At 65.5% G+C, this 22,000-nt stretch carries 18 protein-coding genes; 5 read left to right on the top strand and 13 right to left on the bottom strand.

The annotated features are described in order from the left end of the window. Positions 1 to 37: 37 nt before the first annotated feature. The 8 genes from kdpA to ACWHXP_RS00610 form a co-directional block, all read right to left on the bottom strand. Positions 38 to 1,819, bottom strand: a complete 1,782-nt coding sequence (gene kdpA / locus ACWHXP_RS00645; protein WP_489634709.1) for a potassium-transporting ATPase subunit KdpA — start codon at positions 1,817 to 1,819, stop codon at positions 38 to 40. 1 nt (position 1,820) lies between these two features. Continuing rightward, a complete protein-coding gene (gene kdpF, locus ACWHXP_RS00640; RefSeq protein ID WP_017452361.1) occupies positions 1,821 to 1,910 on the bottom strand; it encodes a K(+)-transporting ATPase subunit F in 90 nt (29 codons plus the stop codon). Positions 1,911 to 2,238: 328 nt separating this feature from the next. Beyond that, positions 2,239 to 4,389 carry a diguanylate cyclase domain-containing protein gene (locus ACWHXP_RS00635; protein WP_489634710.1) on the bottom strand — a complete coding sequence of 717 codons (2,151 nt, stop codon included), beginning with the start codon at positions 4,387 to 4,389 and terminating at the stop codon, positions 2,239 to 2,241. A gap of 340 nt (positions 4,390 to 4,729) precedes the next feature. After that, positions 4,730 to 6,313 carry a gamma-glutamyltransferase family protein gene (locus ACWHXP_RS00630; protein WP_489623718.1) on the bottom strand — a complete coding sequence of 528 codons (1,584 nt, stop codon included), beginning with the start codon at positions 6,311 to 6,313 and terminating at the stop codon, positions 4,730 to 4,732. 71 nt (positions 6,314 to 6,384) lie between these two features. Then, positions 6,385 to 6,798 (bottom strand): oxalurate catabolism protein HpxZ, encoded by a 414-nt coding sequence (gene hpxZ, locus ACWHXP_RS00625; RefSeq protein ID WP_489634711.1) that lies wholly within the window; start codon positions 6,796 to 6,798, stop codon positions 6,385 to 6,387. 25 nt (positions 6,799 to 6,823) lie between these two features. Continuing rightward, complete coding sequence (locus tag ACWHXP_RS00620; protein WP_489634712.1) at positions 6,824 to 9,403, bottom strand: branched-chain amino acid ABC transporter ATP-binding protein/permease; 2,580 nt, start codon at positions 9,401 to 9,403, stop codon at positions 6,824 to 6,826. Further along, positions 9,400 to 10,278 carry a branched-chain amino acid ABC transporter permease gene (locus tag ACWHXP_RS00615; protein WP_489634713.1) on the bottom strand — a complete coding sequence of 293 codons (879 nt, stop codon included), beginning with the start codon at positions 10,276 to 10,278 and terminating at the stop codon, positions 9,400 to 9,402. Before ACWHXP_RS00615 ends, ACWHXP_RS00620 begins: the two co-directional genes overlap by 4 nt. A gap of 68 nt (positions 10,279 to 10,346) precedes the next feature. Further along, a complete protein-coding gene (locus ACWHXP_RS00610; RefSeq protein WP_489634714.1) occupies positions 10,347 to 11,531 on the bottom strand; it encodes an ABC transporter substrate-binding protein in 1,185 nt (394 codons plus the stop codon). Between the two features lie 212 nt (positions 11,532 to 11,743). Here ACWHXP_RS00610 and ACWHXP_RS00605 point away from each other — a divergent pair, with 212 nt between their 5' ends. From ACWHXP_RS00605 to ACWHXP_RS00590, 4 genes are read left to right on the top strand one after another with little or no spacing between them, the layout of a single operon-like run. Beyond that, a complete protein-coding gene (locus ACWHXP_RS00605; RefSeq protein ID WP_051156467.1) occupies positions 11,744 to 12,196 on the top strand; it encodes a hypothetical protein in 453 nt (150 codons plus the stop codon). Between the two features lie 9 nt (positions 12,197 to 12,205). Next, positions 12,206 to 13,174 carry a polysaccharide deacetylase family protein gene (locus ACWHXP_RS00600; protein ID WP_489634715.1) on the top strand — a complete coding sequence of 323 codons (969 nt, stop codon included), beginning with the start codon at positions 12,206 to 12,208 and terminating at the stop codon, positions 13,172 to 13,174. 27 nt (positions 13,175 to 13,201) lie between these two features. Next, complete coding sequence (locus ACWHXP_RS00595; protein ID WP_489634716.1) at positions 13,202 to 14,434, top strand: amidase; 1,233 nt, start codon at positions 13,202 to 13,204, stop codon at positions 14,432 to 14,434. 31 nt (positions 14,435 to 14,465) lie between these two features. Beyond that, on the top strand, positions 14,466 to 15,308 hold the full coding sequence (locus tag ACWHXP_RS00590) for a GntR family transcriptional regulator (RefSeq protein WP_204725962.1): 843 nt from the start codon (positions 14,466 to 14,468) through the stop codon (positions 15,306 to 15,308). A 105-nt stretch (positions 15,309 to 15,413) separates the two neighbouring features. Here the strand turns inward: ACWHXP_RS00590 and ACWHXP_RS00585 are convergent, their stop codons facing one another. From ACWHXP_RS00585 to ACWHXP_RS00570, 4 genes are all read right to left on the bottom strand, one after another. Beyond that, complete coding sequence (locus tag ACWHXP_RS00585; protein WP_489634717.1) at positions 15,414 to 16,424, bottom strand: LLM class flavin-dependent oxidoreductase; 1,011 nt, start codon at positions 16,422 to 16,424, stop codon at positions 15,414 to 15,416. Between the two features lie 95 nt (positions 16,425 to 16,519). Further along, positions 16,520 to 17,548 carry an NADP-dependent oxidoreductase gene (locus ACWHXP_RS00580; protein WP_489634718.1) on the bottom strand — a complete coding sequence of 343 codons (1,029 nt, stop codon included), beginning with the start codon at positions 17,546 to 17,548 and terminating at the stop codon, positions 16,520 to 16,522. Positions 17,549 to 17,622: 74 nt separating this feature from the next. Continuing rightward, entirely contained in the window at positions 17,623 to 18,222 is a 600-nt protein-coding gene (locus tag ACWHXP_RS00575; protein WP_039787399.1) for a TetR/AcrR family transcriptional regulator, read from the bottom strand. 58 nt (positions 18,223 to 18,280) lie between these two features. Further along, the gene (locus tag ACWHXP_RS00570) at positions 18,281 to 19,528 is read right to left on the bottom strand and encodes an MFS transporter (RefSeq protein WP_489634719.1); all 1,248 of its coding nucleotides are present in this window, start codon (positions 19,526 to 19,528) and stop codon (positions 18,281 to 18,283) included. 101 nt (positions 19,529 to 19,629) lie between these two features. On the opposite strand from ACWHXP_RS00570, the gene ACWHXP_RS00565 reads away from it, so the two are divergent. Further along, complete coding sequence (locus tag ACWHXP_RS00565) at positions 19,630 to 20,586, top strand: GlxA family transcriptional regulator (RefSeq protein ID WP_134223252.1); 957 nt, start codon at positions 19,630 to 19,632, stop codon at positions 20,584 to 20,586. A 6-nt stretch (positions 20,587 to 20,592) separates the two neighbouring features. Here ACWHXP_RS00565 and ACWHXP_RS00560 read toward each other — a convergent pair whose 3' ends face one another. Then, positions 20,593 to 21,750 carry a metallophosphoesterase gene (locus ACWHXP_RS00560; RefSeq protein ID WP_489623723.1) on the bottom strand — a complete coding sequence of 386 codons (1,158 nt, stop codon included), beginning with the start codon at positions 21,748 to 21,750 and terminating at the stop codon, positions 20,593 to 20,595. Between the last annotated feature and the right edge of the window lie 250 nt (positions 21,751 to 22,000).

Here is a 22,000-nt window from a genome sequence, read left to right as displayed (position 1 = left end):
CACCGGGCGCAGTGCCCGGCGGAATCCATCCAATCATTTACATCGCCATCATCTGCAGGTGCTCGACCACCGGTCCCAGCGCCAGCGCCGGCACATAGGTCAGGGCACCGACCAGGATCACCGCGCCGATCAGCAGCGCCACGAACAGCGGGCCATGCGTGGGCAGGGTGCCGGAGGTGGCGGCCAGGCGCCTCTTGCCGGCCAGCGAACCGGCCATGGCCAGCACCGGCACGATGATGCCGAAGCGGCCCAGCCAGGTGCAGATGCCGGTGGTGATGTTGTAGTACGGCGTGTTGGCCGAGAGCCCGGCGAAGGCGCTGCCGTTGTTGTTGGCGGCCGAGCTGAAGGCGTAAAGGATTTCCGAGAATCCGTGCGCACCGGGGTTGGCGATACCGGCCAGGCCTGCCTCCACCATCACCGACAGGGCCGTGAAGATCAGCACCAGCGCCGGGGTCATGAGGATGGCGATGGACATCATCTTCATGTCGAACACGCCGATCTTCTTGCCCAGGTATTCAGGCGTACGGCCGATCATCAGGCCCGCGATGAACACCGCCAGCACCGCAAAGATCAGCATGCCGTACAGGCCCGAACCGACCCCGCCGAACACCACTTCACCCAGCTGCATCTGCAGCATCGGCACCAGTCCGCCCAGCGGCGAGAGCGAGTCATGCATGGCATTGATCGCACCGCAGGACGCGGCCGTGGTGATGGAGGCGAACAGCGCCGAGGCCGGGATGCCGAAGCGGGTCTCCTTGCCTTCCATCATGCCGGGGCCGGAAGCGTGCAGCGAAGCGAGCATGGGATTGGGTTGCGACTCGGCGTACATCAGCACCAGCGTCAACACCACGAACAGGATCGTCATCGAGGCGAGGATGGCCCAGCCCTGGCGACGGTCGCCGACCAGCACACCGAAGCTGGTGCACAGTGCTGCCGGGATGATGAGGATGGCCAGCATCTGCAGGAAGTTGGTCAGCGGCGTCGGGTTCTCATACGGGTGCGCCGAGTTGGCGTTGAAGAAGCCACCACCGTTGGTACCGATCATCTTGATGGCTTCCTGCGATGCCACCGGGCCCATGGGCAGGGTCTGCTTGTCGGTGCTCTGCGCTTCGGTCACCGGTTCGCCCTTGGCATCTTTCAGGGGCTGGCCTGCGGCATCCAGCTTGGGCACGGTGTAGTTGGTCACTTCCAGCGTCTTCACGTCCTGATACGCACGGAAGTTCTGGATGCTGCCCTGCTGCACCAGTACCAGCGCGAACACCACCGACAGCGGCAGCAGCACGTACAGCGTGCTGCGGGTCATGTCGACCCAGAAGTTGCCGATGCCCTTGCTGCTGTGACGGGCGAAGCCACGGATCAGGGCGAAGGCGATGGCGATCCCGGTGGCGGCAGACAGGAAGTTCTGCACGGCCAGTGCGGCCATCTGGGTCAGGTAGCTCATGGTGGCTTCACCCACGTAGCCCTGCCAGTTGGTGTTGGTGACGAAACTGAGCGCCGTGTTGAAGGAGGAGTCCGGGCTGACGTTGGCCAGCGCGGCCGGGTTCAGCGGCAGCCATTGCTGCACGCGCTGCAGCAGGTAGACCACGATCAGGCCCAGGAAATTGAACAGCACGGCCGCGATGGCGTACTGCTTCCAGTCCATCTCGTGCTCGCGGCTGATGCCGCAGAGGCGATAGAAGACGCGCTCGATGCCGCCGAAGAGACGGTTCACGCGGGACTTGCCTTCCATCACGCGGGCCATGTACCAGCCCAGCGGCAGGGAGAGGACCAGCAGGACGGCCAGGTAGAGGCCGAGCTGGAAATAATTGTTGCTGTCCATGTCAGAAATCCTCCGGCTTGATCAGGGCGTAGACCAGGTACAGCAGGAGGGCGATGGAGACCACCAGCCCCAGCAGATACATGAGGTTCATTTCTTCTCCCCTTCCTGCCGTTCCAGACGGCTGCAAAGGGCGATGAAGGCCCACATCGAGAGGCCGCAGACGAGCAGCATGCCTATGTAGAGAAAATCCGTTTGCAACATTTCCCACTCCATTGTTGACGTTGTTGTTCGCTTCCAGGGACGGAAAACGAGACAGTCGAACGATAGGGAAAGCAGCATCAAATCCCGGTAAATGTTTGGCGCAGGAGCGTAAACAAACCGTAAATGAGACGGAGCGGCTCGTCAGCAATGACGAGTCCGGAGAGAGAAAGAAGGGAAAGGAAGGAAAGCGGAAACCGGGCGCGATCGCGCCCGGCGGATCAGACGTCTCCCGCGCGTCCCAGCTCGACGCGGTTCTTGCCCAGGCGCTTGGCGGCGTACATGGCCTTGTCGGCCATGGACAGCAGTTCCTCGGGGCCGACTTCGCCGTCCAGGTTGGGCTGGTAGACCGCCACGCCGATACTGCTGGAGATGTTGACGGTGGAGTGCGTCAGCTGGAAGGGTTCGCGGATGGTATTGAGGATCTTCTGCGCCACCATCAGCGCGTCTTCCTGGGTCTGCAGGTTTTCCAGGATCACCACGAATTCGTCACCGGCCAGGCGGGCCACGGTATCGACATCGCGCACCGAGCGTTGCAGGCGGCGTGCGAACTCCACCAGCAGTTCGTCGCCGGCCTCGTGGCCGTAGCGGTCATTGACGCCCTTGAAACCATCGATGTCCATGAAGAACAGCGCCAGCAACTGGTCGGCCCGGCGCGCCCGCATCATGCCCTCGGGCAGGCGGTCGCTGAAGGCGCGGCGGTTGGGCAGGCTGGTCAGCACGTCGGTCAGGGCCAGCTCGCGCATCTGGTCGCGGAAGGCCAGACGCTCGGTGATGTCGTGCAGGAAGGCGATGAACAGGTGGCCGCTCTGGCGCTTGACGTGGCCGACCGTGATCTCGATGGGCAGCTCGTGGCCATCGTGATGCTGGGCTTGCAGCTCGATGCGGTTGTTGATGACGACGCTGGTGCCATCCTTGAGGAATTGCGCCATGCCGCGATTGTGAGCCGCACGCATGTCCGGCGGAATGATCAGTTCGGCCATGTCGCGTCCCATGGCCTGGTCGCGCGGCCAGCCCAGCAGCAGTTCGGCCTGGCGGTTCCATTCGACCACGCGGCCCTGTTCGTCAGCGGCGATGAAGGCATCCTGGGCGTTTTCCAGAATGGCGCGCAATTCGGCGGCGCTCTCTTCCAGCTGGATCTGGTTGGCCTGCTGCTGGTCCAGCGCTTCCTGCAAGGCACTGGCGGTCTCGTGCAGGCGGCTGGTGCGCTCGGCCACGCGCTGCTCCAGGCTTTCGTTGAGGGAGCGCACTTCGCGCAGGTAGGTCTCTTCGCGCTCGACCATGTTGACCAGGGTCGAGGACAGCAGCTGGATCTCGCGGTAGCTGTTCACCTGCGGAATGGGCAGGTCGCCACGGCCCGCGGCACGCTGCTCCAGCGCGGCCGACAGCGCGTTGATGGGGGCCACCAGACGCCGCGCGAGGAAGAAGGCCAGCAGTACCAGGATCGCCCCGGAGAGCGCACCGACCACGATCACCCGCTTTTCCAGATCACGGAAGGCCTGCAGCGCCACGGTCTCGGGCTGGCGCACGATCACGCTCCAGTGCAGCTTCATGCCGCCCTTGTCGCCCGTGCGGGCATAGCCGCTGACGTAACGGCGGCCATCGGGCCAGGTCTCGATCAGCGAGCCGCCATTGTCGCTGCCTTGCGCAGCGCGCACGCTGGCGGTATCGAGCTTGGTCTCTTCCATGCCCTTGGGGCCGAGGATGACGGTGCCATCGTCGCGCACGATGATGACGTCGACGTCATAGCGGTTGCCGGCCGGGTCGAGCAGCTTGGCGGCGATGTCGCGCGCCCAGGACCACGACAGATGCAGGCCGACCACGCCGAGGTAATGGCCGTTCAGATCATGCACCGGGGCCGAGAGGTCGACGAAACGCCAGGGATTGGATTGCGGCGGCAGCTTCTGCGCCAGCAGCACGGCCGGATGGAAGTCGGCGCTGTACTCGCCCTTGCTGCCTTCCTGGAACCAGGGGCGCTGCGCCACGCTGGCCCCTTCCAGCAAGCCGTTGGTGGCCACCTGCACGATGCCCTCGGGATTGGCCAGGCCGATCCAGGCGTAATGCGGCACGTTGGCCTGCAGTTCGTTGAAGACCCGGCGGATGCGCGGCAGATCGCGGCCGGAACGGACCGACGGCCGCTGCACCAGCAGGCGCAGGTCGATTTCGCGCTCGTTCATGCCGCGCTCCAGCGCATCCTGCATCTGCCAGGCCAGCTGCTTCATGCGCGTTTCGCTTTCGGAACGCGCATAGCCGCGCGTGAACTGATCCACCAGGATCAGTACCGACACGGTCGTGATGAGCACGGTAATGACCACCCCCAGCGTAATCAGCGACGACAGATTGGGCGGGGATGGGGCTTTATTCTTGTTCAATTCAGACAAAATTGCGACGCGGCTTGATGCATGACGGCTCCCCTGTGAACCGCATAGGTTTACGGCATCTTGCCAGAACAGCTATGGTTTTTCATCGCATTTCCAGAAAAACTTCGAGAATTTTTTTCTACGGCAAAAAACTCATCAATCCTCTCGATTCAAAGTGGAGACAAAAGCGATAAAAGAGCGCAATAAGCCTCATTTCCTGTCAAACGGGAAATGCAAAAAGACAACGGAGGGCGAGTCTTGGTGAGGATCTTCGCCCTCCGCGAGAAGCGGCGCGCACACCGGCAGTGCCGGGAGCGCAGAGGATGGCAATGCAGAAAGGACGAGCAGCCCGTCAGACCCCGGCACACACGCCATCGGCACGCGGATCGGTCGCCCCTTCGATCAGCCCGTCCGGATGCACGCACACGGCACCGGCGTGACCCATCATGTCGGTGTAGTCCTCCACCACCTGCACTTCATGGCCGGCCTGGCGCAGGGCGTCGATGGTGGCGGCCGGCACCCGCCCCTCCACCTTCAGGTTGGTGGAGACATCGCCCCAGGTGCGGCCCAGCAGCCAGCGCGGTGCGCTCACGGCCGCCTGCAGGTTCTGCCCGAACAGCACGTGACGGGTAAAGACCGCTGCCTGCGTCTGCGGCTGCCCTTCCCCGCCCATGGTGCCGTAGGCCAGGGTGCGGCCATCGTTGAGGCGTGCCAGCGAGGGGTTCAGTGTATGGAAGGGCAGCTTGCCCGGTTGCAGCTGGTTGGCCCCGTCATCCAGGGTGAAGCTGGCCCCCCGGTTCTGCCACACGATGCCGGTGTCGGGCACCACCACGCCGCTGCCGAATTCCCAGAAGATGCTCTGGATGTAGCTCACCACGCGGCCTTGCGCGTCGGCGGCGCCCATCCAGATGGTGTCGCCCGGCTTGGCCGGATGCGGCCAGGGGGCGGCGCGCTGCATGTCGATCTCTTTGGCTTCCCGGTCCAGCGCCTCGGCCAGCAGCCAGTGCGCGGCATCCACGCTCATGTGGGCCGGATCGGTGACGTGCTGGTTGCGCAGAATGAAGGCGCGCTTGGTGGCTTCCACCAGACCGTGGATGTGGTCGAAGCCTTCGGCCTGCGTGATGCCGAGACGATCGAACAGGCCGATGATCATCAGGGCCGAGACGCCCTGTGTCGGTGGTGGCAGGTTGTAGACGCGGCCTGACGTTAACTGCACCATCAGCGGCTTGACCACTTGCGCGCGGAAGGCTTCCAGGTCGCTGCGGCGCACCGGGCTGCCCGCCGCTTCCAGGCCTGCAGCAAGGCGTTGCGCGAGATCGCCGCGATAGAAATCATCCAGACCGGCCTCGGCCAGGCGCGACAGGCTGTCCGCCAGGGCTGACTGTTTCAGCACCTTGCCTTGGGCCGGGATGCCGTCGGCGGCATAGGTGGCGGCAAAGCCGGGCTGGTCTTTGAGCTCGTCCCACTTGTCGCGGGTCAGTTCATGTTGCGAGCGGGTGATGGGCACACCGTTCTTCGCATGGCGGATGGCATCGGCCAGCAGCACCGGCAGCGGCAGCGCGCGGCCGTAGCGGCGCGCATGCTCCAGTGCCGCGGCCCAGCCACCGACCGCACCGGCCACCGTCAGCGCCGCATGCGGCCCGCGCGTGGGCACGGCGCTGTGGCCGTGCTGTGCATAGAACTCCTTGGTCGCCAGCGCCGCCGAGGGACCGCAGGCGCGAATGGCCACCGGTTCCTGCCCCGGTTCGCTGATGACCCAGAAGCCATCGCCGCCGATGCCGTTCATGTGCGGATAGACCACGGCGATGGCGGCCGCGGCCGCGACCATCGCTTCGACCGCATTGCCACCCTCGCGCAGGATCTGCGCGCCCGCCTGCGCGGCCAGGTGATGGGGAGCGGTGACCATTCCGCCCAGACAGGTCTTGCTGTACAACATGGCTGACTCCTGATGTTCTTGTCGAGATGAAAAAACTGCTGCGAGGATGATACCTGCGGATGGCCGGGCTTTCAGGCGGCCGGCGCTTTGGGCGCATCCATCCACGATACGTGCGCGGCCACGATGCGCCAGCCTTGCGGGCAACGCAGCCAGGTGTGGCTCTGGCGGCCGATGCGCGGTTCACCCTCGCGCATGAATTCGGTATCGGCCACCGCATAGTCCCGGCCATATGTGGTGATGACGGTGGCGCGCAGGCTGCGCATCAGGTTCTTCGGTGAACGTCCCTGACGGAAGGCGCGGATGGCCTCGGTGCCGACCAGATTCTCGGTGGCACCGTAGCGCACGGTGTGCGGGCCGTCGAGAAACAGTTCATCGAGAACTTCGACCTGGTTGGTGGTGAGCGCGACTTCGTAGCGTGCAAACGCTTGGCGTACTTCGGCCACCACGTCGGGCAGGTTGATGGCGTAAGGACGGGTCGATTCCATGTGCAATCCTTGCTGTGACTCAGTGTCAGTGCGCGCCGAGATAGGCCTTGGCCAGCGCATCATTGGCGGCGATCTCGGCGGCCGTACCTTGCGCCACCACGCGTCCGCCTTCGATGACGTAGGCGCGGTCGGCCAGTGACAGCGCCAGTGCCGCCATCTGGTCCACCAGCACGATGGTCATGTTCTCGCGGCGCAGTTGATCGAGGGCGGCAAACAATTCGGCGATCACCTTGGGGGCGAGGCCCAGCGAAGGTTCATCCAGCAACAGCACGCGCGGACGCGACATCAGCCCGCGCGCAATGGCCAGCATCTGCTGCTCGCCACCGGAGAGCAACCCGGCACGGTGATGCAGGCGCTCGCGCAAGCGCGGGAAACGGCCCAGCATGTCTTCCACGCGCGCCTCTACATCCTGCGGATAGAGGAAGGCACCGAGGCGGATATTGTCCAGCACCGAGAGTTCGGGAAACACCTGCCGTCCCTCCGGCACCAGCACTACGCCGTGGCGCACGATCTGTTCGGCGCGCAGGTGCATGAGGTTCACGCCACCGGCGTGGATGCCGCCCTGCACCGGCCGATGCAGCCCGGCCAGCGAGCGCATCAGGGTGGACTTGCCGGCACCGTTGGCGCCCAGCAGCGCAATCATCTCGCCCTGGCGCACCTGCAGGTTGATGCCGTGCAGGACCGGTTCGGCCCCATAGCCGGTGACCAGCTCGCCCACGCCCAGCAATTCGTCCGCGCCAGTGACGGCGTTGCGCACGGCCGCCACGGCCTGTTGCGTGCCCTCGCCGAGATAGGCCTTGCGCACCGCCGGATCGTTCTGCACTTCCTGCGGCGTGCCGATGGCCAGGCGCTGGCCGGCATCGAGCACGACGATGCGGCGCGAGATCTGCATCACCAGTTCCATGTCATGCTCGACCACCACCACACTGATGCCGGCCTCGGCGATGCGGGTCAGCAATTGCGCCAGCAGGGTCTTGTCTTCGCGCGAGAGACCGGCAGCGGGTTCGTCCAGCAGCAGCACATCGGGATCGGCCGCGAGCGCGCGCGCGATTTCCACCAGGCGGCGGTCAACGTGGGCCAGATCGGCGCTGGGGATATCGAGCGCACCGCGATAGCCGCAGAAGTCGAGCAGCTGGCGGCAACGCGCACGCACTTCGCCGGAGACGAAACCCCGCGCCGACAGCAGTCCGCCCAGACGCCCGCGGCCACAGGCCAGGGCCACGTTGTCGGCCACCGTGAGGCTGCCGAACAGTTGCGAGGTCTGGTAAGTGCGGGCCACGCCGTGGCGCGCAATGCGGAAGGCGGGCAGCCCTGCCAGCGGCGTCTGGCCCAGCGTGAACTGTCCGGCGCTGGGACGATAGAAACCGGAGAGCATGTTCAGCGCCGTGGTCTTGCCTGCACCATTCGGACCGATGAGGCTGGTGACGGCACCGCCGGGGACCTCGAAGCCGAGATCGCTGACGGCCCGCACACCGCCGAATACCATGGTCAGGCCGTCGGCAGCGAGGGTGCGGCGCGCGCGTACCGGCAGCGCGACCTCTTCCGCATCCTCCTGCAAGGCGGCAGCGGGAACGGCCTCCACCGGCCTGCGCAGGCGTGCCGCCAGCTTGCCCAGCAGGCCGGTCACGCCATCGGGCGCCACCCACAGTACCAGCAGCAGCAAGGCACCGAAGAAAAGCAGGCGATAGTCTTCCAGGCTGGAGAGCAATTCCGGCAAGGCCCCCACGATGACGGCACCGATCACCGGACCGAGGATGGAGCCCGAGCCGCCCAGCACCACCACCAGCACGAACAGGATGGACTGCATGAAGCTGAAGGTATCCGGTGTGACGAAGGTGGAGAGCGGCGCGAAGAGACCGCCGGCCAGACCGGCCAGTGCCGCCGAGAGTGCAAAGGCCACGGTCTTGATGACCAGCGGATTCAGGCCGATGGATTCGGCGGCCGTCTCGCTGTCGCGCACCGCGCGCATGGCCGCGCCCCAGCTGCCGCGCGAGAGCCAGCAGTAGGCAGCCAGCACTGCAGCAGCGGTGATCAAGCCCAGCACCGCAATTGCTCGCTCTGCCTGCAACCCCAGGAAGGCAGGGGCCGCCAGGCCCATGATGCCGTTCTGTCCGCCGGTCAGGTCGCGCAGTTCGATGATGGCGTGCTGGATGATGAAGCTGAAGGCAATCGTGATCATCGCCAGGTACGGCCCCTTCACGCGCAGCGCCGGCAAGGCCAGCAGCACGCCCAGCGCCCCCGCCACCACGGCCGCCAGCGGCCAGGCCAGCCAGAAGGAGAGTCCGGCCTTGGTGGTGAGGATGGCGACCGTATAGGCACCGACGGCGTAGAAGCCGACATGGCCGAAGGAAACCTGGCCGGTCAGCCCGATGAGCACATTGAGTCCTATGCCGACGATGGCCACCAGGGCGATGCCGGCCAGCACGAAGACGTAGTAGCTGTTGATCGACAAGGCCAGCGTGATGGCCGCGATCAGGCCGACGGCAGAAAACGCCAGCGCAGCCGGCGTGCCCAGCCCGAGCTTGATCCTGCCTGCCGCAGGAGCCGCTGCCGGATGCGCCGCCGCCTGCAGGCTGCGGGCGATGGAATGGGGTAAGCGATTCATACCTTTTTCACCTGTGCGCGGCCGAACAGGCCATTGGGACGAATGGCCAGCACCGCGATCACCAGCGCGAAGGTGATGATCTGGGTATAGCCGGAACCGAGGGTGGCCGTGATGAGCGCCTCGGCCATGCCAAACAGCAGGCCCGCGATCATCACGCCCCAGGCGCTGGTGATGCCGCCGAGGATGGCCACGGCAAAGGCCTTGAGGCCGAACAGCGTGCCCATGTCGGCATTGACGTTGAACAGCGGCGCAATCAGCATGCCCGCCACGCCGGCCAGCAGTGTCGAGAGCGCGAAGGCGACCGCGATGGCGCGCGTGATCGGGATGCCCATCAGGCGCGCCGCATCACGGTTCTGCACCACGGCCAGCAGGGCCGTGCCCCAGCGCGTGCGGCGCGAGATGGTGTGCAGCAGTGCGGCCAGCGCCAGGCCGATGGCGGGAATGAGAAGGTGCAGCGGATACACGCCCAGCCCCATGCCGCCCAGTTCGATGGAGGACAGCGCCAGCGGCGAAGGCAGGCTGCGCGGTTCCTTGCCGAAGGTATGCATGACCAGGTTGTCCAGCACGATGCCCAGGGCCACGGTGGACATCAGCCAGGCATTGGAGCCCTGGCGCGCGAAGGGACGCACGGCCAGTACCTCGACCAGCATGCCGTAGAGCGCGCAGGCGGCCAGCGCCAGCACGATGGCCAGCCACATCGGCCAGCCCAGCGTCTGGGCGAAGGTGAAGCACAGCACGGCCCCCAGCATCATGGAACTGCCCTGCGCAAAATTGACGGTGCCGGAGACGGCATACGTCATGTAAAAACCCAGCGCCATCAGACCGTACATGCTGCCCAGTCCGAATCCGCTGATCAGTGCCGACAACAGCAGCATCGCGTTCTCCTGGCGCCACCCTGCCCGCTCATGCAGGCAGCGGCGGCGCATCGTCTTTGCAAAAGGTGTTACTGGGCCAGGCCAACCGGCAGGATGCGGTTGTCGATGAATTGCGCCCAGACGTAGTCATCGGCTTGCAGGGCGTCATGCACGGTCGGGCTGAAGGGCTTGACGTAGGTCTTGATCAGGCCTTCATAACGATCGATCTTGTAGAAGCCTTCGCGCACCGCATCGCCGTTGGTGGAGCCGGCCTTGGCGATGGCCAGTGCGGCCAGCTGCATGCCGTCATAGGCATTGGCCACACCCACGGCCGGGCTGATGTCGTCCGGGCCCTTAATGGCGGGGTACTTGGCCTTCAGTTCGGCCACCACCTTCTCGCCCACCGGCGAGAGCTTGCCGAAGAAGCTGAAGGTCTGGATGAAGTGCACGTTCTTCGCGTTCGGTCCGGCCAGTTCGGTGAAGCGGCCGCCGGCCGGTCCCCAGTGCGAGACCACCGGCACCTTCCAGCCCATGCGGTCGAGCGACTTGACCACCTGGGCCGAGGGGCCGACGTTGCCGACCAGATACAGGGTGTCGGCACCGGCCGCCTTCAGGCGGCTCAGTTGCGGCACCACGTCGACGTCGCTGGCTTCGAATTTCTCGATGCCGGCCGGCTTCAGGCCTTTCTCGGCGAGCGCGGCGACGATGCCTTTTTCATTCGATTCGCCCCACGGGTTGTTGACCAGGATCAGGCCGGCCTTGCTGCTCTTGAAGGTCTTTTGCGCGTAGTTGAGCATGGCCTTGTCCACCAGTTCATCCACCGCCGAGACGCGGAAGGCGTAGTTGGGGTTGGCACCATTCTTGGTCACACCGGTGCCGGCTGCCCAGGGGCCGACGAAGGGCACTTTCTCCTGGTTGATGATGGGCACGATGGCCATCGAGACCGGCGTATCCAGGCCCCCGAACAGCACCGTCACCTTTTCCTTGAAGATCAGTTCGCGCGCGGCCACCACGCCCTTGGCCGGATTGCCTTCGTCATCGCGGCGCACCAGTTCCAGCTTGCGCCCGCCCAGCAGGCCGCCCTTGGCGTTGATCTCGTCGATGGCGATGCTCATGCCGCGCGTCAAGGCTTCGCCGGCCTGGGCCGACTGGCCGGAAAGGGCCGTGACCAGGCCGATCTTGATGGGGTCGGCGGCCAGTGCCAGCGGCGACAGCGCGGCGGCGAGGGTGGCGGCTGCGGCGGCGATGAGGGTACGGCGGGTCAGGCGAATCATGGTGTTGCCTCCATAAGGTTCCGAGAAGTGAGTGTGTGGCTTTGCCCGGCATGACTTATGCAAGGGCTATGCCAAGCGCAGCAGGAAGCATTAATTTTTGCCGACAATATCTCTCTAATAGTGACGGCATTAAATACGGCATATTGCTGCTGATCGGATATTTAACTTGCATTCAATAATGCACAATGCTTGTGCAAACCATGGAGAAAATGATGCACGCCGCACCATCATCAATCACCGGACAGGGAACAACCCTGCCTCCCCTGCCCTATGATCCGGCCGCCCTGGTGGACGAATACCTGCGCGTGCTGATGATTCCCGACCCGGTGGCCGCGCGCCGCTTCGTCTCGCCGGAGCTGAAGATCCGCTTTACCGGCGGCCGGGAAATGATCGACCCGGCGCAATGCGCGGCCTTCAACGCCACGCGCTATGGCTGGGTCAAGAAGCGTTTCGAGGGCACCGAAGTGGTAGCCGGTGCCACGGTCGAACAAGCCATCGTCTACAACCGTGGCACGCTGTTTGGCGTGTGGCCCGATGGCGAGGCCTTCGAAGGCAATCGCTACGTGGACCGCTACGTGATCCGCCACGGGCTGATCGTGCAGATGGATGTGTGGAACGACAGTGCCGAACGCCTGCTGGTGCGCGCCGGCCTGGCCGAGCTGTAAGGAGGCCGCATGCAAGCGACGATTCTGCCGCCCAATGCGGGCGAAGCGCTGGGCCATGATGATGGACGGGATGCCTATGGCGTGCTGCGCTCGCATGGCCGCTTCGGCTATTCGCCCATCCATCGCCGGCCTGATTACTGCTGGCCCAATGGCGCAAGACTGGCGGTGTACCTGGGCTTCAACATCGAGCACTTTGCCTTCGGCGAGGGACTGGGGCCCAAGCTGGGGCCGGTCTGTCCGGAGCCGGACGTCCTCAACTATGCCTGGCGAGAATACGGCAACCGTGTCGGCGCCTGGCGCTGCCTGGAACTGTTCGAACAACTGGGCCTGCCGGCCGGCGTGCTCATCAACACCGCGCTCTACGATCATTGCCCGGAACTGGTGGAAGCCGTCGCCGCGCGCGGCGATGAACTGATTGGTCACGGCCACACCAATGCGCATCAGCAAGGCACGCTGGACGAGGAAGCCGAAGCGGCCCTGCTGCGCCACTGCCGCACCCGCATCCAGGCTGAGAGCGGGGTAGAGCCCACGGGCTGGCTCTCGCCCTGGATTTCGGAGAGTCTGGTCACGCCCGACCTGCTGCAGGAAACCGGCTATCGCTACAACCTGAACTGGGCCCATGACGACCAGCCGGTACGCATGCGCACCCGCACCGGCGAGACGCTGTGGTCGATTCCCTATCCGCAGGAATTGAACGACATCCCCATGATCGTGGCGCGCCAGATGGATGGCCGCGACTTCGCCCGCATGATCGTGGACAACTTCGACGAGATGCGCGAACAGGCGTTGCGCCAGCCACTGGTGATGGGCATTGCCCTGCATCCCTACCTGGTCGGCCAGCCTTATCGCCTGCGCCATCTGCGCACCGCCCTGCAGCACCTGGCGGCGGCGCGCGATCGCGGCGAGATCTGGTTCACCACACCCGGCGCGATCTGCGACCACGTGGACAGCCTCGAACAATTACGCCAGCCGTTCTGAGCCGGCATGACGCATCAGGAGAATGAATTGAGCACTGCCCAGGCCACGGCCACCCGCACCACCGCTTTCGAGATCAATGACCACGTGGGCGCCTTCGTGCCGCATGGCCGCTTCACCCTGCCGGGCGCCGCCCGTGGCCCGCTGGCCGGATTGCGCTTCGCCGCCAAGGACTTGTTTGATGTGGCCGGGCACCCGACCGGCGCCGGCAACCCGGACTGGCTGCGCAGCCACCCCATCCCCACCCGCAGCAATGCCCTGGTGGATCAATTGCTGCAGGCCGGCGCCACCCTGGTCGGCAAGACCCTGACCGATGAACTGGCCTACAGCATCCACGGCGACAACCATCATTACGGCACGCCGGTCAACAGCGCCGCACCGGAGCGCGTGCCGGGCGGCTCCTCCAGTGGCTCGGCCGCTGCGGTGGCCGCGCGCCTGTGCGACTTCGCGCTGGGCACCGATACCGGCGGCTCGACCCGCGTGCCGGCCAGCTATTGCGGCGTGTGGGGCCTGCGCACCAGCTTCGGCCTGCTCTCCACGGCCAATATGGCACCGCTGTGCCCCAGCTTCGATACGGCCACCTGGCTGGCCCATGATGCCGGCACCTTCGAGCGCGTCGGCCAGGTCCTCTTGCCCAAGACCGGCACGCTGCCCTTGCGCCAGGTCCTGCTGCCCTTCGACATGCTGGAACTGGCCGAGGCCGATTTCCACCCCGTAGTGCAGCGGGTCTACGATGCGCTGCGCAGCGAAATGTCCGGCCAGCACATGCGCCTGTCGGGCGACGAAGGCGAACTGGAGAAATGGCGCCTGGCCTACATCCATGCCTCGGCCTTCGATGCCTGGCAATGCCATGGAGCGTGGATCAGTTCGGCGCGTCCGGTGTTCGGTCCGGCGGTGCAGGCGCGCTGGGACATGGCGCAGAACATCAGCGCCGACACCGCCCGCGCCGCGCGCGAGAAACAGGATCTGGTGCGGCATCGCGTGCGCTCCCTGCTGGGCGCTGACGGGGTAGCGGTGATTCCCTCGGCCTCCAGCGTGGCGCCCTTGCGCGATGCCAGCGCCGCCGAGATCGACCAGGTGCGTGCGCGCACCTTCCGCCTGACCTGCGTGGCCGGACTGGCGGGCTTGCCGCAGGTGAGCATGCCCTTCACCACTCCCGCCGGACTGCCGATCGGCGTATCATTGCTCGGCCCGGCCGGCAGCGACCTGGCCCTGATCGGGCTGGCGACGCGCCTGTGGCGCAGCCTGCAGGCAGCGCAGTAAGACCGGGCATGATCCACCCCATGACTAGACGATGAGCGACCTCTCTCCCCGCAAGACGGCCAAGCCGACTTCCCGCACTGGCAAGTCCCAGGAGCACGCCACCAAACCGGCAGCGGCACCGGCCCGCCAGAGCCGCGCCGGCCGTCCGCGCGTGCGGCACGACGACCTGGCCGATACCGCGCCCCTGGTACTGGAAGGCGAAGCGGGCGAGGACATCATCGTGCGCATCTACCAGACCGTCTTCGACAGCGTGATGAGCCAGCGCCTCACCCCTGGCACCAAGCTGCCGGAGGCGGCGCTGTGCGAACTGTTCGGCGTGGGGCGCACGGTGGTGCAGAAGGCGCTGCAGAAACTGGCGCACGAACACATCGTGGAGTTGCGGCCCAATCGCGGTGCCGTGGTGGCCATGCCGACACCGGAAGAGACCCGCGAGATCTTCGAGGCACGGCGCGCACTGGAAGGCGCCATCATGCGGCTGGCCGTGCGCAATGCGACGCGCGCCGACCTGGCCAAGCTGCGCCGCCAGCTGAAGGAAGAGCACCAGGTCATGCACAGCTATGCGCAGACCCACTGGGCGCGCCTGGCCTCATCTTTCCACATGCGGGTGGCCGAGCTGTCGCGCAATGCCACGCTGCAGCGCTATCTGGGCGAACTGGTGTCACGCTGCTCGCTGATCGTGGCGCTGCATGAGCCGGCCGGGTATGCGGCCTGCGAGCATGATGAACACACCCATATCGTCGACCTGATCGAGCGCGGCGATAGCGAGGGTGCGGTGGCGGCCATGGAAGCGCATCTGGTCTCGCTGGAGGAACACATTCACCTGGTCAGCGAAAAGAGCGGCAACAGCCTGGCACGGATGCTGGGGATGGAATAAGGTCATCACCCGCATCACCCGCATCACCTGCATCACCTCGCAGGGATGAAAAAATGGCGGCAAGGAATGAAGTCCCTGCCGCCATTTTTACGTGCAAACCGTCGATCAGATCGTGACCGATTCCTTCAATGCCTGCCGCGCTTGTGCTGCAATCTCGAAGGAGTGCAGGCGCGCCGCGTGATCGTAGATCTGCGCGGTGATGATGAGCTCATCGGGCGCATGTTCATCGATGAAGGCTTGCAGGCCTTCTTCCACGGTCTCGCGGTCACCGACCACGGCGCAGGACAGAGAGCGCTCGACATGGGCCTGTTCACCCGGCTGCCACAGGGCATCGATGTCATCCACCGGCGGGCGCAGCTGGCCGGGCGTGCCCCGGATGAGATTGAGGAACTGCTGCTGCAGCGAGGTGAAGAGACGCTCGGCTTCGCGCTGGGTATCGGCGGCGAAGACGTTCAGGGCCAGCATCACGTAAGGCTTCTTCAAGGTGGCCGAGGGCTTGAAGCGCTCGCGGTAGATCTGCACGGCCGACTTCATGAAGCCCGGCGCGAAGTGCGACGCGAAGGCAAACGGCAAACCCAGTTCTGCCGCCAGCTGCGCGCTGAACATGCTGGAACCCAGCAGCCAGATTGGCACTTTGAGGCCACTGCCCGGAACGGCGCGCAGGTTCTGGTAGTCCGAGGGCTCGTCGAAATATTCCTGCAGTTCGATGACGTCCTGCGGGAAGTTGTCTGCCGTATCCCCGCCCATGTGGCGGCGCAGGGCGCGCGCGGTGCGCTGGTCGGAACCTGGCGCACGGCCCAGGCCCAGGTCGATGCGGCCGGGATAGAGCGACTCCAGCGTGCCGAACTGCTCGGCGATGACCAGCGGTGAGTGGTTGGGCAGCATGATGCCGCCCGAGCCGACGCGGATGGTTTTGGTGTTGGCCGCCACATGCGAGATCACCAGGGACGTGGCCGCGCTGGCGATGCCGGGCATGTTGTGGTGCTCGGCCAGCCAGTAGCGTTTGTAGCCCAGGGCTTCGGCGCGCTGTGCCAGTTCCTTGCTGTTGTTGAAGGCCTGGCCGGCGGTGCTGCCCTGGTTGATCGGCGACAGATCGAGGACGGAAAACGGAATCATGCAGGAATCCTTGTCGAGTCGGCACGGCCTTCGCAGGCCGTGCCGGTGGCCGGGTAGCTTCCCCGGAAGAGGCGTGCTGTGGACGGTGAGCGGACTCAGTCCAGCTTCACCACCAGCTTGCCGAAGTTCTTGCCTTGCAGCAGGCCCATGAAGGCTTCAGGGGCCTTCTCCAGGCCTTGCACCACGTCTTCGCGGTAGTGCAGCTTGCCTTCCTTGAGCCAGGTGCCGACTTCCTTCTGGAAGGCCGCATACAGGTCGGGACGATTGACGTAGTAGTCGAAGATGATGAAGCCCTGCACGCGGATGCGCTGGGTCAGCAGGCGGCGCAGGATGGCGCTGCTCTCGGTGGCCAGGCCGCCGCCGTTGTAGTGGGCGATCAGGCCGCACACCGGCACGCGGGCATGGATGTTGAGCAGCGGGATGACGGCATCGAGCACGGCACCGCCGACGTTTTCGAAATACACGTCGATGCCGCGCGGGCAAGCCGCTTTCAGTTGCTCGGCAAAGTCAGGCGCACGGTGGTCGATACAGGCATCGAAGCCCAGTTCCTTGACCGCCGATTCACACTTCTGTGCGCCACCCGCAATACCGACCACGTGGCAGCCACGCTGCTTGGCGATCTGGCCGACCAGCGAACCGACCGCACCGGTAGCGGCGGCCACGACCACGGTTTCACCGGCGCGCGGCTGGCCGATGTCGATCAGGCCGGCGTAGGCGGTGTAGCCGGGCATGCCCAGCACGCCCAACGCATGCGAGGGATGGGCGAAATCGGCGGGCAGCTTGTTGGCACCGCTGCCGTCGGAGATGGCGTATTCCTGCCAGCCGGTATAGGCCATGACCAGGTCGCCTTCCTTGAAATCGGGATGGCGCGAGGTGACCACGCGCGACACCACGCCGCCGGTCATGACGCCATCGATTTCCACCGGCGGTGCGTAGGAAGGCGCATCACTCATGCGGCCGCGCATGTAGGGGTCCAGCGAGAGCCATTCACCGCGCAGCAGCATCTGGCCTTCCTGTACTTCCGGAATGGCCACTTCTTCCAGGCGGAAATTCTCGGCGGTGGGAGCGGCAGCGGGACGCGAAGCGAGGACGATGCGGCGGTTGGTCTTGGGCAATTGAGTCATGGAAATCCTTTCCGTATTCGGTTCATTGAGAGGCGCGGCGCGCCATCGAATCCTTCTGGCCTGATATGGCTTGATTACTGCGGCGCGACCAGCACGTGCCGCGTGACCAGCATGGCCGCTTCCATCGGTGCGCGGTCACGGCCCAGCTTGGACAGCAGGCTGGCACCCAGCCACTGCTGGTACAGCATGGTGGCCGTGGCCAGCGGTTGCAGCACGGTGTGCAGCGAGCCTTCGGCGATGCCTTCCTCGATGCAAGCGGCGATGCGTTCGATGAAACGCTGCGTGCCGCCGTGCAGTACCTGGCGCATGTCGTCGGAGAGGTCGGCCACTTCGGCGGAGAGCTTGACCACCAAGCAACGCTGCTCGGCTTCTTCGCAGCACTGGCTTTCCAGCCAGTAGCCCCAGTAGGTCAGCAGGCGCTCGCGGGCGCTGCCGCCCTGGCTGCGGTCGGACAGGACGTGATCCAGCCGGTCCAGGTAGCCGGCCACATAATGCTCGATCAGTTCGCGGCCATATTGTTCCTTCGATCCGAAGTAGTGATAGAAGGAACCCTTGGGAATCTGCGCCGCCGCCAGGATCTCGGCCAGGCCGACGCCGGTGTAGCCCTTCTGCGCAATGAGCGCATGGCCGGCTTGCAGGATGTGGCGCTTGTTGTGGTCGTAGTGTTCTCGCATGCGGCCCATTCTAACGGAAAATTAGACCGGTCGTCTAAGACAGGTCTTTTTCGCCGGATCAGCTTGATGCCGGTGCCTTGCGCGCAGGTGGAAACAGCGGCCACACCAGCAAGGCCACCGCTGCCGTGACTATCCACACGGCGGGCCAGCCGTGCCAGTGCAGCAGCAGCGGAATGGCCTGGGCGGTGAGGAAGAAGACGCCGAACACGCAGCTGTTGCCCAGCCCCAGCGCGGTGCCAACCTGTGCCGGACCCGCAGCCACCGCCAGTTCGGTATAGGCCACGCCATGCCATGCGGAGACCACCACGCCCGCCGCCACCAGCACGCCGCCCAGCCATTGCAGCGAGATGGAGAAGCCGCTGAGAGAAGACACGCCGAGCAGCAGGAACAGCAGCGCACTGCCCAATGCGCAAGCACGCAGATAAGGACGGCGCTGGCCGCGCCGGTCGGTCCAGCGGCCACTGGCGATGCGCGCCACCGCCGCGCCCACTTGCACCAGCGTCAGCAACACGCTGATGAGGAGCAGACCGGCCTGCCCCACTTCATGCAGGAAGATACCGCCGAAGCTGATCAGCGCCACCTGGGGCGCGCACAAGAGGCCGGTGCCCAGCGCCAGCCGCCAGACCAACGGACTGCGCAAGGCCGGCATCGCAGGAGAAATTGCCGTGTGCGAGGGTGATGCCTTGTGCGGCTCGCGCAGCCACAGCAACACCAGCGCGACGCTGGCCAGGCACAGTGCCATCAGCAAGCCATACACCGCACCGAACCCGGCCCGCGCAGCCAGCGTGGGCAAGAGCAAGGCGCCGATGCCGCCGCCGAGCGGCACTGCCGTCTGGCGGATACTCATGGCGAGTCCGCGCTCGCCCTCGGCGAACCAGGCCATGATGGCGCGTCCACTGGCGCCGTTGACACTGCCGCCGAGCAATCCTGCCAGCGTTAGACCAACGCATAGCCACACGAAGGCCGAACCGCCCTGCCCCGGCCGCGCCATCGCCATCAACAGGCACAGCGCGGCGCTGGTCCCCAATAGTCCAGCCAGCAGCACCTTGCGGTCCCCCAGGCGATCGGTCAGCACGCCCCAGGGCAGTTCGCCCAAGGCCACGCCCAGACTCAGCAACCCGAGCGCCAGGCCCAATTGCACATTGCTCAGGTGATAGTCGCTGCGCAGCACCAGCGAAGTCACGGGGATCCCGGAAAACACGGCCGAGAAACTGGCATTGGCGGCAACGCCTGCGGCCAGGACCTTCCAGCGATGGGCGGACGGGCTGCCGGGGAGGGTGGCGGGATGAGTGGATAAGGTAGACAAGGTGGACTCCATCAGGGATCAGGCCTTGCAGTGTGGCGTGCAGCCGCATGGCTTGAATGTCATAATTCCGGCATTACCAGCCATTTGACGTTTTCTGCACCATGCCCGCGCGCGACATTGCCTTCCTCATTTTTGCCGATTGCAGCATGCTCGATTTCACCGGCCCGCTGTCGGCCTTCGATGCCGCCAACCGCGTGAGTGGACGCGCGCTCTACCGGATCACGCTGCATTCCGAGCCGGGCGGCCTGATCCGCAGTTCGGCCGGGGCGATGATCCAGACCGAGCGCATTGGCCGCGCCAGTTTCGATACGCTGGTGGTGGCGGGGGGCGGTGCGCCGCGCGAGGGGCTGGTGTCCGAGGCACTGCGTCGCTACATCCTGCGCGCAGCCAGCCGTTCGCGCCGCATCGCCGGTGTATGCACCGGGGCCTTCGTGCTGGCGGCCGCCGGACTGCTCGATGGCAAGCGCGCCACCACACACTGGCGCATGGCGGCCAAGCTGCAGCAGATGCATCCGCTGGTGAAAGTAGATAGCGACCGCATTTATTCCTGCGATGGCAAGGTGTGGACCTCGGCCGGCATTTCCGCCGGGATCGACCTGGCGCTGGCCCTGATCGAGGAAGACCACGGTGCGGAACTGGCCAAATCGGTGGCGCGCGAACTGGTGGTGTATCACCGCCGTCCGGGCGGCCAGTCACAATTCTCGGCCTTGCAGGAAATGGATGGGGGCTCGGAGCGCATCCGCCGCGCACTCAGTTTTGCGCGCGCGCATCTGCATCAGGAAGTGACCGTCGACACGCTGGCCGAAGTGGCCTGTCTCAGTCGCCGCCAGTTCGATCGCAGCTTTGCGGCCGAGACCGGCCAGACCCCGGCGCGCGCCATCGAACAGATGCGCGCAGAAGCGGCGCGGCTGCGCATCGAACAATCACAGGACAGCCTGGAGAGCATCGCCCGCGCCACCGGCTTTGGCGATGCCGAGCGCATGCGGCGCGCCTGCCTGCGGCTGTTCGGCCAACCGCCGCAAGCCATGCGGCGGCTGGCGCGACTGGACGAGGAGTGACTCGGTTCAGCCGGTGATCAGGCGCACGCGCGTGATTTCGGAAGGGGCCAGCAGCCGTTTGGGCGGGCCCCAGTAGCCGGTGCCGCGACTGACGTAGATCCACAGACCCTGCAGGCGCTTGAGACCGGCGACATAGGGCTGTTGCAGCGGCACGAAGAAATTCCACGGAAAGAATTGGCCGCCATGCGTATGGCCCGACAATTGCAGGTCGAAACCGGCCTCGACGGCCGCCGTGGCGCTGCGCGGCTGGTGCGCCAGCAGCACGCGAGGATGGCCGCTGGGCGCATCGGCAATGGCCGCATGCGGATCGCTGCGATGGGCTTCATCGAAATGATGGGCTGTGTAGTCCGTCACCCCGGCCAGCACCAGACCCGCCCCTTCATGGCGCAGGACCACGTGTTCATTCATCAGCACGGTCACGCCCAGGCGACGGACTTCATCGATCCATTCGTGGGCATTGGAGTAGTACTCGTGGTTGCCGGTGACGAAGTAGGCACCATGCCGCGCCCGCAGTTGCGCCAGCGGTGCCGTGTGGGGGGCCAGCTGGCGCACGCTGCCATCGACCAGGTCGCCGGTGATGGCCACCACGTCGGGCTGCAGGGCGTTGACCTTGTCGACGATGGCTTGCAGATACGGTGCCTTGATGGTGGGGCCGACGTGGATGTCGCTGATCTGGACGATGGTGAATCCCTCCAGCGCCGCGGGCAGGTTGGCGATGGGCACGCTGACCTCCACCACGGCAGCGGTGCGGCGGGCGTTGAGATAGCCGATGACCGTGGCCGCTGCGGTGAGGGCCAGCACCAGCCAGGCGCTCAGTTCCACCATCTCGTGCTGCTGGATGGGCGGCAGGTGCAGCCACGGAAGCGCGGCCAGCGCCAGCGCGCGCAAGAGCGTGAGCAGCAGCGCCGAAGAGAACGCCCCCATGGCCAGCATGCCGGCCCAGGCCACGCGGTCGGCGGCGATTTCGGACAGGCCGCGCCGCTTGAGGTAGGGCACGGCCAGCGCTACCGGCATCAGCAGGAAAGAGAGCAGCAGCACCGCTGCGCCCAACGTGATCCAGCCCGCGTGGGTGGTCAGGGCAGGCAACAGCTGCCAGCCTATCCAGGCATGCAGCGCGGCCAGCAGGCCGAGGACGGTCAACAGCGAAAAGAGGCTACGGCGCATGGAAAACCTTTGAAAGAGGACACATCGCCCGGGACTGCGGGGGCCGGACCAAGCTTGCCGGAAAGCAAGCATATGAAGGCTTGAGACATGCTTTTCAAGCAATTTCTGCGAAAAACCTCGTAAATCCTGCCCAAAATGGCTCATCGGCAGGCAGCAGAAATGGCCAGATGAAGAAAAAGTACGCCACAGGCATGCAAGAAGACGCGCGGAGGAGGATAATATTGCCTCTATCCCCCCGTTTTTAATTCGC

The sequence above is a fragment of the Herbaspirillum sp. Her2 genome, from assembly GCF_057961375.1.
The sequence above is the reverse complement of the archived record's forward strand: the minus strand, read 5'-3'. Positions and strand labels throughout refer to the sequence as shown.